The 17,093-nt window shown below is 39.5% G+C and carries 19 protein-coding genes; 10 read left to right on the plus strand and 9 right to left on the minus strand.

What is annotated here, in order from left to right:
* Positions 1–4: 4 nt before the first annotated feature.
* Together IWX76_RS12210 and IWX76_RS12215 are read left to right on the plus strand one after the other, a co-directional pair.
* The gene (locus tag IWX76_RS12210) at positions 5–1,216 is read left to right on the plus strand and encodes a septal ring lytic transglycosylase RlpA family protein (RefSeq protein ID WP_196860213.1); all 1,212 of its coding nucleotides are present in this window, start codon (positions 5–7) and stop codon (positions 1,214–1,216) included.
* Positions 1,206–1,850 carry a uridine kinase family protein gene (locus tag IWX76_RS12215; protein ID WP_196860214.1) on the plus strand — a complete coding sequence of 215 codons (645 nt, stop codon included), beginning with the start codon at positions 1,206–1,208 and terminating at the stop codon, positions 1,848–1,850. The genes IWX76_RS12210 and IWX76_RS12215 overlap by 11 nt, the downstream gene beginning before the upstream one ends.
* Here IWX76_RS12215 and IWX76_RS12220 read toward each other — a convergent pair.
* From IWX76_RS12220 to IWX76_RS12235, 4 genes are read right to left on the minus strand one after another with little or no spacing between them, the layout of a single operon-like run.
* On the minus strand, positions 1,847–2,506 hold the full coding sequence (locus IWX76_RS12220) for a 3-oxoacid CoA-transferase subunit B (protein ID WP_196860215.1): 660 nt from the start codon (positions 2,504–2,506) through the stop codon (positions 1,847–1,849). The genes IWX76_RS12215 and IWX76_RS12220 overlap by 4 nt on opposite strands.
* Before the next feature lie 12 nt (positions 2,507–2,518).
* The gene (locus IWX76_RS12225) at positions 2,519–3,220 is read right to left on the minus strand and encodes a CoA transferase subunit A (protein ID WP_196860216.1); all 702 of its coding nucleotides are present in this window, start codon (positions 3,218–3,220) and stop codon (positions 2,519–2,521) included.
* 45 nt (positions 3,221–3,265) lie between these two features.
* On the minus strand, positions 3,266–5,644 hold the full coding sequence (locus IWX76_RS12230) for an endonuclease MutS2 (protein WP_196860217.1): 2,379 nt from the start codon (positions 5,642–5,644) through the stop codon (positions 3,266–3,268).
* A gap of 2 nt (positions 5,645–5,646) precedes the next feature.
* The gene (locus IWX76_RS12235; RefSeq protein WP_196860218.1) at positions 5,647–6,168 is read right to left on the minus strand and encodes a DUF4296 domain-containing protein; all 522 of its coding nucleotides are present in this window, start codon (positions 6,166–6,168) and stop codon (positions 5,647–5,649) included.
* Between the two features lie 72 nt (positions 6,169–6,240).
* On the opposite strand from IWX76_RS12235, the gene IWX76_RS12240 reads away from it, so the two are divergent.
* Genes IWX76_RS12240 through IWX76_RS12260 form a run of 5 tightly spaced genes read left to right on the plus strand, consistent with a single transcriptional unit; the run spans position 6,241 to position 10,720 of the window.
* The gene (locus IWX76_RS12240; RefSeq protein ID WP_196860219.1) at positions 6,241–6,930 is read left to right on the plus strand and encodes a YggS family pyridoxal phosphate-dependent enzyme; all 690 of its coding nucleotides are present in this window, start codon (positions 6,241–6,243) and stop codon (positions 6,928–6,930) included.
* Positions 6,927–7,397, plus strand: a complete 471-nt coding sequence (locus IWX76_RS12245; RefSeq protein WP_196860220.1) for a GNAT family N-acetyltransferase — start codon at positions 6,927–6,929, stop codon at positions 7,395–7,397. Before IWX76_RS12240 ends, IWX76_RS12245 begins: the two co-directional genes overlap by 4 nt.
* Positions 7,398–7,402: 5 nt before the next feature.
* Positions 7,403–8,221, plus strand: coding sequence for a DUF3298 domain-containing protein (locus IWX76_RS12250; protein WP_196860221.1), 819 nt, complete (start codon positions 7,403–7,405; stop codon positions 8,219–8,221).
* Position 8,222: 1 nt separating this feature from the next.
* Positions 8,223–9,485, plus strand: coding sequence for an aspartate kinase (locus IWX76_RS12255; RefSeq protein WP_196860222.1), 1,263 nt, complete (start codon positions 8,223–8,225; stop codon positions 9,483–9,485).
* 59 nt (positions 9,486–9,544) lie between these two features.
* On the plus strand, positions 9,545–10,720 hold the full coding sequence (locus IWX76_RS12260) for a THUMP-like domain-containing protein (RefSeq protein ID WP_196860223.1): 1,176 nt from the start codon (positions 9,545–9,547) through the stop codon (positions 10,718–10,720).
* A gap of 55 nt (positions 10,721–10,775) precedes the next feature.
* On the opposite strand, the gene IWX76_RS12265 is transcribed toward IWX76_RS12260, so the two are convergent.
* The 4 genes from IWX76_RS12265 to IWX76_RS12280 form a co-directional block, all read right to left on the minus strand.
* Positions 10,776–10,976 (minus strand): cold-shock protein, encoded by a 201-nt coding sequence (locus IWX76_RS12265; protein ID WP_196860224.1) that lies wholly within the window; start codon positions 10,974–10,976, stop codon positions 10,776–10,778.
* Between the two features lie 87 nt (positions 10,977–11,063).
* Positions 11,064–11,699, minus strand: a complete 636-nt coding sequence (locus tag IWX76_RS12270) for a peroxiredoxin (RefSeq protein ID WP_196860225.1) — start codon at positions 11,697–11,699, stop codon at positions 11,064–11,066.
* Between the two features lie 205 nt (positions 11,700–11,904).
* The gene (locus IWX76_RS12275; protein ID WP_196860226.1) at positions 11,905–12,996 is read right to left on the minus strand and encodes a S1C family serine protease; all 1,092 of its coding nucleotides are present in this window, start codon (positions 12,994–12,996) and stop codon (positions 11,905–11,907) included.
* A 7-nt stretch (positions 12,997–13,003) separates the two neighbouring features.
* Positions 13,004–13,570: an RNA polymerase sigma factor gene (locus IWX76_RS12280; protein ID WP_196860227.1), complete on the minus strand. Its 567-nt coding sequence runs from the start codon at positions 13,568–13,570 to the stop codon at positions 13,004–13,006.
* Between the two features lie 207 nt (positions 13,571–13,777).
* Between IWX76_RS12280 and IWX76_RS12285 the strand changes: the two genes are divergently transcribed.
* From IWX76_RS12285 to IWX76_RS12295, 3 genes are all read left to right on the plus strand, one after another.
* Positions 13,778–13,996, plus strand: coding sequence for a hypothetical protein (locus IWX76_RS12285; RefSeq protein ID WP_196860228.1), 219 nt, complete (start codon positions 13,778–13,780; stop codon positions 13,994–13,996).
* 137 nt (positions 13,997–14,133) lie between these two features.
* Positions 14,134–15,480, plus strand: coding sequence for an adenylosuccinate lyase (gene purB / locus IWX76_RS12290; protein ID WP_196860229.1), 1,347 nt, complete (start codon positions 14,134–14,136; stop codon positions 15,478–15,480).
* A 77-nt stretch (positions 15,481–15,557) separates the two neighbouring features.
* Positions 15,558–16,106: a NifU family protein gene (locus tag IWX76_RS12295; RefSeq protein WP_196860230.1), complete on the plus strand. Its 549-nt coding sequence runs from the start codon at positions 15,558–15,560 to the stop codon at positions 16,104–16,106.
* 191 nt (positions 16,107–16,297) lie between these two features.
* On the opposite strand, the gene IWX76_RS12300 is transcribed toward IWX76_RS12295, so the two are convergent.
* Positions 16,298–17,092: an inositol monophosphatase family protein gene (locus IWX76_RS12300; protein WP_196860231.1), complete on the minus strand. Its 795-nt coding sequence runs from the start codon at positions 17,090–17,092 to the stop codon at positions 16,298–16,300.
* Position 17,093: the final 1 nt, after the last annotated feature.

Raw genomic sequence — 17,093 nt, forward strand, 5'->3', positions numbered from 1 at the left:
ATTGATGCAAAAATATTATATCGTTTTACTTTTAGCCGTTTTAATCAACTTCTCGCAAACGGCTACAGCCGCTTCACTCCCTCTGGATTCAATTGGTGTTGAGAATTTAAACGGAAAAAAGCTGATCATCCATAAGGTTGCTCAGCATGACACCTATTATTCTATTAGCCGCCGTTATAACATTCCTCCTAAAGAAATCATGACTTATAATGATAATAAATACCTGCAAATAGGTGTGATCATTAAAGTTCCAACGGCCCATATTTTTACTGCTAACGCACCAGGAATTGGTGCTGCCGTGATATCAGAAAGTACTGAAAGTGCGTCGTATATAGAACATGTGGTGCAAAGGAAAGAAAACCTGAATTTCTTAGCCGGAAAATATGGTACTACAGTAAATGAGATTAAAAGAATCAATAATTTAAATAGCATTAATTTAAGTATAGGTCAGGTATTAAAAATGCCCAGCCAGGATGCCCAAATAGAAAACACACCTACAACAGCTGCAGTAATAACTCCTGTGACCACCGTGCAAACGCCACCGGTAGTAGCTAAGCCTGTTGAGGCCATTATTCCACCAGCTCAACAAAATCAGCCACCCGCTAGGCAACCACAGCCTGTAAGACAACAACCAAGACCTGTAACCACACCAACAGCTAAAACTACCGATACCACCTACGAGGATTTGGTTGTGCACACCGTGGCTTCCAATGAAACAATCTACTCCATTGCCACGTCGTATAACATGACCATGGATCAGGTAAAGGCAAAAAACAATTTAACCGGTAATGCGCTGCGCATTGGTCAGAAACTGCTGATTAAAGGGCAGTATGGTCAGCGTAGCAGACCACAGGTTGGAGGAACCGACACCTTAACCTCTATTACTGACCCGTCGTTAAGGGGTGCCGCAAGTCGTTATGGATTAAACCAGATCGACGAGCGAGGTACAGCAATATCCATTCAGGATGCAGACCTTGATCCAAATAAAATGTTGGTGCTTCACCGCACTGCCCCTATTGGTACGGTGATGAAACTCACTAATCCTATGAGCAACCGCTCTACATTTGCCAAAGTTGTTGGTAAATTTACCGAAAATGAGTCTACTAAAGACGTAGTTGTTGTGATGACACACGCTGTAGCCGAAGCTTTAGGTGCCTTAGATAAAAGATTTTATTGCAATATAACATACAGCGGACAAGAGAATAATGAACAATAAACCAATAATTATCGGAATTGCAGGTGGTAGCGGTTCTGGTAAGACTTTTTTTTTAAACTCCTTTTTACACCATTTTAAAAACGACGAGGTTACCTTAGTTTCACAGGATGACTATTACATCCCTGCCGGTGAAATGACCCAGGAAGAGAATAAGTTATACAACTTTGACTTACCATCAACGATCGACCATGAACAGTTTAGCACAGACATCAAGAAATTGTTAAAAGGCGAGGCGGTTTATAAAAAGGAATACAATTTTAATAACCCTTTGGCAGTGGTTAAAATATTAGAAATTAATCCTGCACCTATTATCATAGTTGAGGGTTTATTTATTCTTCATTTCCAGGATATAGCTTCTCAATTAGATTATAAAATATTTATAGAAGCTGAAGAATCTGTGGCCTTAGACCGCCGTATCAAACGAGATGGCATGGAAAGAGGTTATCCGGAAGACGATGTGCGATATAAATGGCATGCCCATGTGATGCCATCTTACAAGGAGTTTCTGTTACCATATAAAGGCGTATGTAATCAGGTGATCTTAAATAATGACAATACACCTAACCATATTATCTCCATTACAGAGCAAATCGCTATCGATTTAAAAGAGAAATTCTGTAAAACTAGCAGTTAGTCTATTTGCATTTCCGGTGTATCATCATCGGCAATTAACCTGCCTGAGGTTGCGTTTCTAATGTAATCCACACTCACACCGGGTGCCCTTTCCAATAACTGGAAACCACCCTCAGGCAGTATATCCAACACGGCAAGCTCCGTAACCACTTTTTTAATGCAACGTACTCCTGTTAAAGGCAAGGTACATTCAGGTAACAGCTTACTTTCGCCTGCTTTGTTAACGTGTTGCATGGCTACAATAATGTTTTTGGCAGATGCCACCAGGTCCATTGCGCCTCCCATCCCCTTTACCATTTTACCAGGTATTTTCCAATTAGCAATATCGCCGAATTCTGAAACTTCCATGGCACCTAAAATAGTCAGGTCTATTTTCTGACTACGGATCATACCGAAGCTCATTGCAGAATCAAATATCGATGATCCGGGTAAGGTGGTAATGGTTTGTTTTCCGGCATTAATCAGGTCAGCATCTTCCTCTCCTTCAAAAGGAAAAGGACCCATGCCTAAAAGGCCATTTTCACTTTGCAACACGATGTTAATATGCGTGGGAATATAATTAGCCACCAGCGTGGGAATGCCAATGCCTAAGTTTACATAATAACCATCCTTTATTTCCTTTGCAATACGTTTCGCAATTCCATTTTTATCCAGCATGTTACAGGGCTTTTAATCGCTTTTTCTAACGGTAAGTTGTTCTATTCTCTTTTCATAATTGGCACCCTGAAAAATACGGTGTACAAATACCCCTGGGGTATGTACCTGGTCGGGATCTAATTCGCCAGCTTCCACCAGGATTTCAACCTCCGCTATGGTGGTTTTACCTGCCATAGCCATCACCGGATTAAAGTTGCGACTCGTAGACCTGTATATCAGGTTACCAGCAGTATCACCCTTCCACGCTTTCACTAATGCAAAATCTGCTTCAAAAGCATATTCCATCAAATAGTCCTTACCATTAAAATTTCGTGTTTCTTTGCCCTCGGCTACTTCTGTTCCTACACCTGCGGGGGTAAAAATGGCTGGCATACCATAACCAGCAGCCATACACCGGGTAGCCAGTGTACCCTGGGGGATAAGCTCTACTTCAAGCTCACCACTTAATAATTGCCGTTCAAATTCTGCATTTTCGCCAACATAAGAAGAAATCATCTTCTTCACCTGCCGCTGCTGCAGCATTAGTCCGATGCCAAAGTTATCTACCCCGGCATTATTAGAGATACAGGTTAAGTCCTTTACCTGCTTTTTAACCAGTGCAGCAATACAGTTCTCTGGAATACCACATAAGCCAAAACCGCCAAGCATGAGGGTCTGACCATCTTCTATATCACGGATTGCCTCTGCAGCACCCGACACTACCTTGTTGATCATTATATTTGGTTTGTGGCTAAATTATAAAAACTAACCGTAAATCAATTATTTTAAATAGACATAAGATATGCCATCGCCACCACGATCTGGGTGTTCATCTTCCACACGGGTAACCTGACTATATTTTTTAAGGTATTCCCGAATGATTTTCCTAAGGATGCCATCGCCTTTGCCGTGAATGATCTTTATAAATGGGAAACCCATCATAACCGATCGGTCCAGGTATTTCTCCACTTCCTGCAAGGCATCTTCGCCACGGAGGCCACGCAGATCCAATTCAGCAGAAAAAGAACTGATGGCCTCTGAGATACTACCCGAGTAAGAACTCGATTGAATTGACTTTTTTGCCTGTGTATTACTTATTTTTTGAACCCTGTTTTTCTTTAGCACAGATCGCAGGTCGCCCAATGCCACTACCAGGTTATCGCGGTTAATTTCCAGCACCTGGCCTGTGGTATCGCTGTTATTTAGTTTCACCCAGTCGCCAACGGCAATCGGTGTATTTAAAGCTATTGGCGATGTCACTACAACTTTTTTCTCTTCTTTCACCTGGTTTTGCACCAACACTTCGTTCAGCTTCTGACGCAGCTGTTTGGTTGCTACTTTATCGGCCTGGTTTTCCTTAATTTCAGCAATGGTATTCTCCACCAGTTTATTGGCGTTTTTAATAATCGCCTGCGCTTCCATCTTCGCTTCCTTCATGATGGTTTTGCGGTTCTCGTCCAGAAAGATCCTTAACTTCTCGTTTTCTGCAACCAGGTTTTTCACCTTATTCTGTTGGGTTGACAAGAAAATCTTGGTATCGTAAATCTGTTTTTTCTCCCGTTCAAGATCCACCAATAAACTATCAATACGATTTTGGTTGGTACCCGTTTTTTCACGGGCAAGTTTTAAAACCTCCGGTTGCAGGCCTATATTCTGTGCAATTTCAAAAGCATAGGAACTTCCCGGCTTTCCAATTTCCAACACATATAAGGGTTTCATTTTATCGTTATCGAATAACATGGAAGCATTTTCCAGTCCTGGCGTATTACCTGCAAACAATTTAAGGTTGGAATAGTGGGTGGTAATCACCCCTCTTACCTTTTTATTATTCAACACTTCTAATACCGCTTCGGCCATTGGACCTCCAAATTGCGGGTCCGTACCGGTACCAAATTCATCAATTAATACCAATGATTTTGGTGTGGCATGTGCAACGAAATAACGCATTTTTGTTAAATGTGCGCTATAGGTACTCAAATCACTTTCAATAGATTGATCATCACCAATATCGGCAAAGATCTGATCGAATATCCCAACTTCACTAGACTCATGCACCGGAATCAGTAACCCAGATTGTATCATCAGCTGCAGTAAACCAACGGTTTTCATACATACCGACTTCCCACCTGCATTGGGTCCTGAAACCAATAACACCCTTAAGGTCTCGTGGATCTGCATATTTAAAGGCACCACAGTCTTTTTATCTTCCTTAAAGGAAAGCATTAACAAAGGGTGGCGGGCATTTACCAGCTTGGTCTTCGCTTCTTTAACCAGAACCGGCATATCAGCTTCCACTTCTATCGCAAACAAAGCTTTGGCCCTTACGAAATCTAATTTGGTTAAAAAGCCATGGTATGATAATAGTAAAGGAGTGTACGGACGAAGTTCTGTGGTCAGCGCAATCAATATTTTTACTATTTCCCGGCGTTTATCAAACTCCAGGTCGCGTAATTTATTGTTCAGGGTAAACACCTCTTCAGGTTCCATGTAAACAGTTTGGCCGCTGGCCGATTCATCATGGATAAAGCCTTTCAGTTTACGCTTATTCTCTGCCAGAATGGGGATACAGATTCTGCCATCGCGCACCGTTAAACTGCCATCAGCCACCCAGTTGTTTCCAACCGCTTGTTTATAGATGCTGTCCATGCGGCGGCGCACTTCCTGTTCTGCTTTCGATATATCAGCTATGATCTGTAGTAAAGTTGGCGAAGCATTCGGTCTGATTTTTCCCTTAGGGTCTAAAACCTGTTCTATTTTTTTTAGAATGTTCTTTTCAACTGGCAAATGCTCAAATAGGGCTTCCAGGTTTGGGTATACTTCTTTGCGCTCGTCGAAAAAACGAATAACAGAAAATACCGTTTGCAGGGAGGTATACATTTGGTACAACTCCTCCTCTACCAGGTAACTTCCTTCTACCTTTATTTTATCGGCTAAATACTTTATATCAAAAAAAGCATTGATTTGTAGCGGCTCCTGGTTTTCCAGGATGCTTTTAAATTCTTTTGTCTGTCTTAGAAACTTATTAATCTGGTCATACTTGTTCATGACCTGCATTTTACTCACCATTTGCTGTCCCATCGGACTTAAGCAATTTTTATGAATAAGTGCTCTCACTTCGTTGAAACCCAGTCGCTCCAAACAATTCTCCGGATATAACATGACTACAGCGTTGATTGATTATTTGCGTCTTTCACTTGTTTCCCAGGCTTACTTTTCAGGTTTCTTCTCAACATCTTTTTGAGGCTGTCTTTTTGAAGAGCGTCTTTCTTTTGTTTAGCCACCTGTTTAATAGAATCTGCTTTTATAGAATCCTGTCTTTTCTTTTGTAATTTCTCTATGGCTAGGTTATGTAGCTTTTCTACTTTCACTTTGTTTTTCTTTAATTCTGTTTCCAGTTTTACATACATCTCATTCATAAGCTCTGGATTAGCGTAATAAAAATCCATACTCTTCGCATAACTAACAGAATCGATGTCAAATTTTTTGTATACCCCTTTGTAATACGCCGCTGCAACTCTTTTTGCAGAGTCTTGTGAGGGGATCGAATTGATATAACCATCAACCAGGTGCATATCGTATAAGATTTTCTGCATTTGATCTGGCTGAATGATCTCTTTAGGGACTGGAGATTTACACCCAAAGATGACTGCAAAAATAAACCCCAGGAGTAAAATCTTCTTCATTAATCTTTAAACATTGTTAATTCTTAGCGCATTTTGCGCGAAGGTTGTTAATTTTACCAAAAATACTGATAAATGAGCATAGCCGACAACTTATTGAAATATAAAAAGGAATTAGAAGGGACCGCTGCGAAGCTGGTCGCTGTATCAAAGTTTCATGAGGCCTCTGAAGTAATGGAAGCTTACCAGGCCGGTCAAAGGGTATTTGGCGAAAATCTGGTACAAGAGCTGGTAGAAAAACAGGCGCAATTACCTGATGATATCGAATGGCATATCATTGGCCACTTGCAAACCAATAAAGTTAAATACATTGCCCCTTTCATCAACTTAATTGAGTCGGTCGACAGCCTGAAGCTACTGATCGAAATCAATAAACAAGCCCTGAAAAATAAAAGAGTAATCGACTGTTTGTTACAGGTTTACATAGCAGACGAGGATACCAAGTTCGGCCTTGGTTATGACGAGCTCATTGAAATTCTCCGTTCTGAAGAATATGCCACCTTACAAAACATCAGAATCGTTGGTTTAATGGGCATAGCGACCAATACACAATCGGAAAAACAGATCAGAGATGAGTTTCAGGAACTGAAAGTCCTTTTTGACGGTATAAAAGTCACCTATTTCCGCAAGGATGATTACTTTACCGAACTTTCCATGGGCATGTCTGCCGATTACAAACTGGCTATCGACGAAGGCAGTACTATGGTAAGAATTGGAAGCAACATATTTGGCAAACGTGTAATCAAACATTACAAAGCAGAATGAACATCAACATACGCACCGCAGTAGCATCGGATTGTCCGGCACTACTTGAATTGATCCATGAACTGGCGCTTTATGAAAAAGCACCTGAAGAAGTAACAGTAACCCTTGACGAGTTTATAGCCGCAGGTTTCGGCGAACAGCCGGTATGGAAAGCCTTTGTAGCCGAAGTAGAAGGCCGCATAGTAGGTTTTGCCCTATATTATACGCGTTACTCTACCTGGAAGGGTTGCCGCTTGTACCTGGAAGATTTCATCGTGACGGAAGACTATCGTGGCAAAGGGATTGGTAAAATATTGTTTGAAACCGTTATGCAAGAAGCACGCGATAAAGGTTTTAATGGCATGAGCTGGCAAGTGCTGGATTGGAATGAACCGGCCATCAATTTCTACAACAAATACAACGCCTACCTTGAAGCTGGATGGTTAAATGCTTCTTTTTCGACAGAAGCGCTTCAGCAAAAAAAATAATACCTATGAAAAAAATATATGCAGTATCCCTGGTTTCCATTTTAATGGCCTGCCAGCAACAACCAGATAAAACAACAACATCGAACACAGCTGGAAAGGTAACTACAGAAGCAATAGCAGATACCTTAACTTATTCCTACGATTCTGTAAAAGTATATAGCAAAACCCCGCTTTCGAGCAATAAACAGGTCACCGATACGGCGAAAGCAGTAGTAAGCTACCCTGTATTTAGCAATGTAGCCATCAACTCGCTTGTTGAGCAAAATGCTTTATTTTCGGATAACCCTGATCAGAAAAAGCCGAATTCTTACCAGGAAATAGTCAGGACTTTTATTGATGGATTTGACAATTTCAAAAAAGACAACGAAACCAGCATTCAAACTTGGTTTAGAGATATCAACATCAAGGTGTTGCCCCAATGGAATAACTATCTAGGCTTACAGTATAGTTTTATCGAATATGTGGGCGGTGCCCATATGAATTCAGGATTAACCTATAAAAATTATAATGCCAAAACCCTGAAATTACAGACAACCGATTCTTTGGTTAAACCAGGCGCTAAAACCGAGTTAACTAAAATTGGCGAGCAGATATTTAGAAAAAATGAAAAACTAAGTGTTACACAAAATTTGGATAACTATTTTTTCGATAAGGGAATCTTTGTATTACCAGAAAACTTTAAGCTGAATACTAAAGGAATCACTTTTCTTTACAATTCCTATGAGATAAAGCCATATTCATCTGGCCGGACCGAACTGTTTATTCCGTATGAAGATATAAAACATATCCTTCAACCTAATCCAATTCTACCCGCAATTCAATAACATGGAAGTTTACAAATTTGGAGGTGCATCTGTTGGTGATGCGAAATCCATTAAAAACACAACCGATCTGATCCTGAAATCAGATGCCGATCAGCTGTTGGTGGTGGTTTCAGCCATGGGAAAAATGACAGATGCCCTTGAATACCTCACGCAGGCCTTTATTAGTAATAATGACGAAAGTTTCAGAATACTGGATGACATTAAGGCTTACCACTTCGAAGTGATGCACCAACTGTTCCCAGATGCCCAACATCCAGTTTTTAACGATGTTGCTAATGTATTTGTTGAAATAGAATGGTTATTGGAAGAAGAGGCTATTGATCCACCAGACTATATTTACGACCAGATAGTATCCATCGGTGAAGTTGCTTCCACCAAAATTATAGCAGCATACCTGCAGTTAGCAGGAAAGAACGTCACTTGGGCCGATGCACGTAATTATATTAAAACCGATAACAATTACCGGGAAGCCCTTGTGGACTGGGAAAAGACAGGCCAGGAAATTCAACGTCATTTACTTCCTTTATTGGAAAAAGCTGTGGTCATTACCCAGGGTTTTATAGGTGGCACCAGTGAAAATTTTACCACCACCCTTGGCCGTGAAGGCTCAGATTATTCAGCAGCCATCTTTAGTGCCTGCCTTAACGCCACAGCGCTTACTATTTGGAAAGATGTGCCGGGTGTGCTTAATGCCGATCCGAAATGGTTTGAACACACGGAGATGATCCCTCAGCTTTCGTATCATGATGCTATTGAACTGGCTTATTACGGGGCAACCATTATACATCCCAAAACCATTAAACCCCTACAAAACAAAAATATTCCCCTTTATGTTCGCTCGTTTATTGATTGTCAACGCCCGGGAACGGTGATCAATGCGCAGCATACCGAAAAACCGGTGCCCTCTTTCATCTTTAAGATGAACCAGGTGTTAATTTCCATCTTTCCTAAAGACTACTCCTTCATCATTGAGGAAAGCCTCAGCGACATTTTCAACATCTTCCATAAACACAAAGTCAAGGTTAATACCATGTTAAATTCAGCCCTAAGCTTTTCAGTAAGTGTAGACCATGATGAGCTGAAGATTAAGAACTTAATAAACGGCCTAAAGGAAAAATACCATGTAAAATACAACACTGGTTTAGAACTGGTTACCATCAGGTATTACAACAAGGACACCATTACCCGTGTGGCAGCCAATAAAGAAATTTTATTGGAAGTTAAGAGCCGTAATACCTGCCAAATCCTTATGAAATCATCATAGCCTTTTGATAGCTCATCGCCATTGAAATCAATATAAAATTATATATAACCCCAGTTCTGTTGAATAAGGAAATATTAAAACCAGAAGTTCAGGAATATATCAACACCCATTTACAGGTTGATGTACATCAGCTTGCTATGGCTAAAAGCCCATTTAATGACGTTACGGCACAAGAACTTGCCAGTCAGATTACGGCTAAAAACAAAGCAGAGAAGAAGCTCCCCAGCTGGTATCATAAAGATTTTATTTATTACCCTACAGCCCTTTCTATAGAGCAAACCTCCTCAGAGAAAACGGCAGCTTACAAAGCAGAACTCGTTGGTACAGGGAATATAATTGACATTACCGGGGGCTTTGGGGTAGATAGCTTCTACTTTGCTCAAAAAGCGGCAAAAGTTATACATTGCGAAATTAACGAAGAGCTGTCTGGTATTGCCGCGCACAATGCGTCAATACTCGGTGCAGACCGTATGAGTTTTCTGGCAACCGACGGTATTGCCTTTTTGCAGGAAACTGAAGAAACCTTCGATACCATATACATTGACCCAGCGAGAAGAAGTGAACTTGGAAAAGTATTTATGCTTAAAGACTGTACGCCAAATGTTGTCGGACACATGGATTTGTTGCTCAGTAAAGGCAAACAGGTAATCATTAAAACTTCGCCCCTGCTGGACCTTAGCGCTGGACTGAAAGAATTAAAACACGTAAAAGAAGTACATATTGTTAGCACGAAGAACGAATGTAAAGAATTACTATTTGTCCTTGATAACACTCCTACGACCGAGGTAAACCTTATTTGTGTCACCATTAACGATACCATCAAAAAGTTTAAGATGAGGATGGACCAGCGTGCGGAAATAACATTTGCTGACCGCCTGCGCACTTACATCTATGAACCTGACGTGGCTTTACTTAAAAGCGGCGGTTTTAACGTTATTGCGGAAGCTTATGGTCTGGAGAAACTACATGAGCAGACGCAACTCTATACAGCTGATTTATTTAAACCAGAATTTCCGGGAAGGATATTCAATGTGGAAGAAATGATGAGTTCGGCAGCATTAAAAAAAGAAAAAAATATCAGGGCAAATATCATTGTTCGGAGCTACCCAGACAAACCAGCACAGCTGGCAAAAAAATACAACATCAAACCAGCAAAAGACGACTTCCTAATCTTTACTAAAACGAAAATAGTAAGTGCCCTAATTATAAAAGCCAAATTACTACAATTTTATTAACAAAAAACGCCCTTCCATTGATTGGAAGAGCGTCTCTTTTTAAGGGCTTGCCGAGTTAGTTGTACTTCCTAACCCTTACCGCTTGATAACCTTTTTGTCCCTCTGCTATATCGAATTCAACAGCATCGTTTTCTTTTAGGCTATCAATGCCTCCCTGCACATCTTTAAAGTGTACAAAAATGTCTTTGTTGTTTTCATAAACAATAAACCCATACCCTTTTTCCGAATTAAACCATTTTACTTTCCCGGTATTCATAATTTTAGTCTTAAATAAATAATAAATTTTATCTTGGTAACTAAAATTATCATTTTAATTGAACTAAACCAAAAATAAATGAAATAATTATTTATTTGGTTGTGGTGTTGTTCTCAAGTAAGGTTTAACCTCGGTATAGCCTTTCGGAAAGCGAGCAGGAATATCTTCTGTTTTAATGCTATTCATTACAATCACATCTTCCCCATCTTGCCAGTCAGCAGGAGTAGCTACACTATGATTGGCTGTCAATTGCAAAGAATCAATTACACGAATCACTTCATTAAAGTTTCTTCCCGTAGAGGCAGGGTAGGTCAGCATCAACTTTACTTTTTTATCTGGAGAAATAATAAATAACGATCGCACGGTTAATGTTTCCGAAGCATTAGGATGGATCATGTCATAAAGATCAGCTATGGTACGGTCTTCATCTGCAATTATAGGGAACTCTACATTTGTGTTTTGCGTTTCGTTAATGTCGTTAATCCAGCCTTTATGAGACTCCGCAGAATCTACACTAAGCGCCAATACTTTCACATCTCTTTTTGCAAATTCATCTTTAAGGGCAGCCGTACGACCAAGTTCAGTAGTACAAACCGGTGTATAATCTGCAGGGTGAGAAAATAATACTCCCCAGCTATCTCCTAAAAATTCATAAAAGTCAATTTTACCAATCGATGTTTCTGCTTGAAAATTCGGCGCTACATCTCCTATTCTTAAACTCATAATCTATTTTATTAATGTCAAAGCTATTTAATTAATTACTACAAATTTAGTATACTATTTGAATAAAACAGCTGGTTTACACAAAAATGTTATGATCACCTAAAGCCCCTATTCTAACACCCTATAAACAGCCAAAATAAATCTAGACAAAAAAAATCCCCGAAACCAACAGGTTACGGGGATTGTGCTAAATATGTGTAGTGATTTAGTTATACACTTTAATCATAAACACATAATCCTCTATTTTCTCAATCTGCTTGGTTCTTGTCAAACCTAACAATGGACTTTTCTTAATGGAGGTTACTTTTTTACCTAAGGAATCCTGTGGTATGGCAGCTAAGGCTTCCAGAATATATTTTGATTTAACTGCAAACGCAGCTCCATCAACCTGGTATTCTCTCGCACTGATTACCCCAATCACATTACCCAGGTTATCAAGTAACGGGCCCCCACTGTTTCCAGGATTAACCGGTATAGACACCTGATATGCAGTTGTATCACCACCATGGCCGGTTTTCGAACTCACATAACCTTCACCTAATACGGCATCGTCTTTAGGGAAACCCAGTGTATATACATTTTCCCCCATGCCTATATTATTACTTCTTAATTTGTAAGGAAGGGTAGACAAGGTTGAGAAGTTCTGATCAACTATTTTTATAATGGCTAGGTCATACTGCGGATCCTGGTAAACCACTTTCGCTTTATAGGCATCGCCTTTACTGTTTTGTACATACACAGAATCAGCACCATTAATCACATGCAGGTTTGTACAGATATAACCATTGGTGGTCAAGGCAAAACCAGTACCGCCAACTTTAGCCGGATTTACCGGAGCATTTGTTGTCTTGGTATTTTTCAGGTTCCTGATCAGGTTATTTTGTGAATTTTTGATTTTCACCAACTCACGGCTCATCACCTCATAACTACCATTTTGTTTGGTATTATGTTGAATGGAATAGATGGACACCATGGCTAGCAAGGCAAATGAAGCCGCTACCGCGAGGGCCGATTTATTGTTTTTCCACAACTGTAGGAGGAAAGAAGGTTTTGGTTGAAGTGCTTCAGTTAAAGCTGGCACATCCATCGAAGCGTGAATAGCATTCATCTGTTCCTTCAATGATGACACCCTACCATAATCTTTCAACGACGCGATGAACACCTGGTGAGCAACCACCTTATGATCAACCGAAGGATCATTGACCCGCAATTGTTCAAAAGCCTTAGCTTCTTCTGCTGAAAGCTTGCCGGCCAGGTAATCTTCAATAATGACTTCTAACGCTAGTTCGTTTCTCATTTCGTGTTTATGTTTGAAAAAACAATTTCTTTAACCGTTGTAGACATTTATATTTCTGCGTTTTCGCATTATCCGTATTGGTATAGCCGAATTTCTCCGATATCTCCTGCATGGATAAATTATTAATATAAAAGTCCTGAATAATCGTTTTACAAGGCTCACCCAGATGTACAAGGGCAGACTGCATTTTTTCAAACTGCCTGTCCTTTTCCTCATGTAACTCCAGGTCGGTTTCCACCGCTTCAATATCTTCAAAATCTGCCACGTTTACCGCTTTTTTACTTTCTTTTGAAAGTTTTTTAAGCCATATCCGCCGACAAACGGAATAGATATAAGTCTTTAGTTTACTGCTTAATTCAAATTCACCGCTCTTAATCTTGTTGTATAAAACAATAATCGCTTCCTGGTAAACATCTTTTGCATCATCTTCATCCCCGTTGTTTTTCAAAATAAATTGCAGGATCATCGGGAAATACCCAACATACAATTTATTAAGCGCGTCCTCCGAGTTATTTAGAATTCCTAAAACTACTTCTCTATCTGATGGAATTAAATTGCTTAACGTTTTACTCACCAATTAATACTTTTATATGTGAATGGTAACCCAATTATAAATAAAAAAATTACTTTTGCCCCAATTAAAATCGGTATCCAGTTTAAAAGGAGCTATCCAAAAGGGATGAAAAAATTATTTTTATTTTTTTTTACAAACCTAGGGTTACCTTTTAGAATTACCGGTATTAACTTGTAAAATTAATTAATTATTTAAACGGAAATTAGAATGAAAAACTTATTTAAATTTGGCTTTTTAGCTTTAGCAGTATCTTTATCAGTAGCAGCATGTAACTCAGAATCAACTGATTCAGGTGCAGATACTACACTTACTGATTCTTCAATGATCGTTACTGATACTAACGCAGTTGATACTAACATCAATGATTCAACAGTTCAAGATACTACAGTTAAAGTTGAAACTACTACTACTGAAGTAGCTCACTAGTCAAAATTAACTTTTCAAAAAGGGCCTTGGGTTTACTCAAGGCCTTTTTTATGCCCTTTACTTCCCATTTAGCTTCCCCGGCTTTACCCATTTCCCTTAATAAATGTTACCTTTACGAAGTAAAACATTTCCCTTTCATGAATTTATCTCCACTTCAAGCTATATCTCCGGTTGATGGACGTTATAGAAATACAACGCAGGATTTAGCACAATATTTTTCTGAATATGGCTTAATTAAATATAGAGTCTTTGTAGAAATTGAATATTTTATCGCCCTTTGCGATATCAATTTACCTGGTTTAACCGCATTTGATAAAGCCAATTACAATAAGCTGCGCGAAGTATATCTGAATTTCGGAGAAACTGACGCACAGGAAATCAAGGACACAGAAAAAGTGACCAACCACGATGTTAAAGCTGTGGAATACTTTATCAAAAAGAAGTTTGATGATTTAGGCTTTCCTGATTTTAAAGAGTTTATTCATTTTGGCCTTACTTCTCAGGATATCAACAATACCGCCATACCCTACACCTTTAAATTAGCTTTAAATGAAGTGTACTATCCTAAGATCTCTTCGTTAATAGAAAAATTAAAAGAATTGGCCACTGCGTGGAAAGATGTTCCTTTATTGGCACATACCCATGGCCAACCTGCCTCTCCTACTAAATTGGGTAAAGAGTTCCTGGTTTTTGCCGAACGTTTAGAGATCCAGTTAAACAGCCTCAAAACTATTCCTAATAACGCTAAATTTGGCGGAGCTACCGGAAACTTTAATGCACACCATATTGCTTATCCGGCTACAAACTGGGTAGATTTTTCTAACAACTTTGTTAACAATACCTTAGGCTTAAATCGTGCACAACACACCACACAAATTGAGCATTATGATCAATTTGCTGCACAATGCGATGCTTTAAAAAGAATCAACAACATCATTATTGATCTGGACAGAGATATCTGGACTTACATCTCTAAAAATTATTTTAAACAAAAAATTAAAGAAGGTGAAGTTGGTTCATCGGCCATGCCACATAAGGTGAACCCTATTGATTTCGAAAATGCTGAAGGTAATGCTGGTTTAGCCAACGCCTTATTTGAATTTTTTGCTGCTAAACTACCGATCTCCCGTTTACAACGGGACCTAACCGATTCTACAGTATTGAGAAATGTTGGTGTACCAATGGCTCATACCGTAATCTCGATCTCTTCGACCCTTAAAGGGTTGAATAAAATACTATTGAATGAAGAAGTCATTACCGCAGATTTAGAAAACAACTGGGCGGTGGTTGCAGAAGCCATTCAAACCATTTTACGCAGAGAAGCCTACCCAAATCCATACGAAGCCTTAAAAGACCTCACCCGCACCAACCAGAAGATTACTGCCGACACTATGGCCGTGTTTATTGATGGCTTAAAGATAAGCGCAGCACTGAAGGAAGAACTGAAGCAAATCACCCCCTATAACTACACAGGGGTGTTTTAAGATATAATGACCTTAAACAGACAAGTGAATTTCACTTGACATGTATAGATTATTTATTTTTGTTAAAAAAAAAGACAATGACGATCAACGTATATACAGAACAAACTCCAAATCCTGCTACAATGAAATTCATGGTCAATAAGTTATTGATCAATGGAAGCGAGGATTTTGCAACAAAGGAAGCAGCTGAACATTCTCCATTTGCTAAGGAATTGTTTAAGTTTAATTTCGTTAATGGTGTATTCTTTGCCAGTAACTTCGTCACCATCACCAAGACCGAAGATGTGGAATGGCCAGATGTTGAACCCATTTTAAAGGAGTTCGTCAAAGGCGCAGTAGAATCAGAATATAAAATCAAGGAAGAAACCTCTGAACCGGTTAGCTTTGAAGGAACAGACCTTGAAATTAAAATACAACAGATTTTAAATGATTATGTACGCCCTGCGGTAGAGCAAGATGGCGGTGCCATCAGTTTTAAATCATTTGATGAAGGTGTGGTTACCGTAGAACTAAGAGGTTCTTGCAGTGGCTGCCCATCTTCTACCATCACCTTAAAATCGGGTATCCAGAATCTATTACAAAGAATGGTACCTGAAGTCAAAGAAGTGGTATCTGAAGCTTTGTAATTAAAGTAATCGAAAGGGCAGCTATTTCTTGTAAATAGCTGCCCTTTTTTGTTAAATTTCTTATCTTGTTAACAGGTATACCGATTATTCTGGTCGTTACGAACGATGGAAATACTATCCCTGAATAAATCTGCCGTGGTCAAGCTATTTTCAGGATATTGAAAAGCCTTGCTTGCCCAAATTAATTACAATTATTGATTAAAATTCCGGTCGATAATTTCCAGGAGTTCCTGGTCAATTAGCCCATTGGTCGCTAAAATTTCTCTGGTTTGTGTAAACTCCGGTCCGCCGCTAAAGTTCATGATCCGGCCACCTGCCTGTTGAACCAGGTAAGCACCTGCTGCAACATCCCAAGTATTTAAGTTGTATTCAAAAAAAGCTTCAAACCGTCCACAAGCTACATAAGCTAAATCAACGGCTGCCGAACCAATTCTTCTAATGCCATGACACTTGCGCATGACTTCGGCAAAGAGCTTCAGGTATTGTTCCTGTTTCTCAAAATCATAGTACGGAAAACCAGTGGCCAGTAAACTTCCCTCCATTTTATGACAGGGTGACACCGAGATTTCTTTATGATTAAGATAAGCCTTTCCACCTTTATAGGTGTAAAACATTTCACCACGGTTTATTTCATAAACCACACCTAAAACCGGCAGGTCATATTCATATAAGGCAATGCTGATGGAATAAGTGGGCACACCATGTATAAAGTTGGTGGTCCCATCTAAAGGATCGATAATCCAGTTAAACACCTCGCCCCTGCTGTTAATCGTTTCCTCTTCGGTAGTGAAACCAGCCTCAGGAATTAATACCGATAGGTTGTCGACCAAATGCATTTCAGCAGTTTTGTCTACATAAGATACCAGGTCATTCAATCCTTTGAATTCAATTTTTCCAGCATCGAAGTTCATCGACTCTTTTCTAATAAAATTACCGGTTAATCGTGTAATCGCGATCACCTTGGTACACAATAATTCGTAATTCAAC

The sequence above is a fragment of the Pedobacter sp. CAN_A7 genome, assembly GCF_015752175.1.
In the GTDB taxonomy this organism is placed as follows: domain Bacteria; phylum Bacteroidota; class Bacteroidia; order Sphingobacteriales; family Sphingobacteriaceae; genus Pedobacter.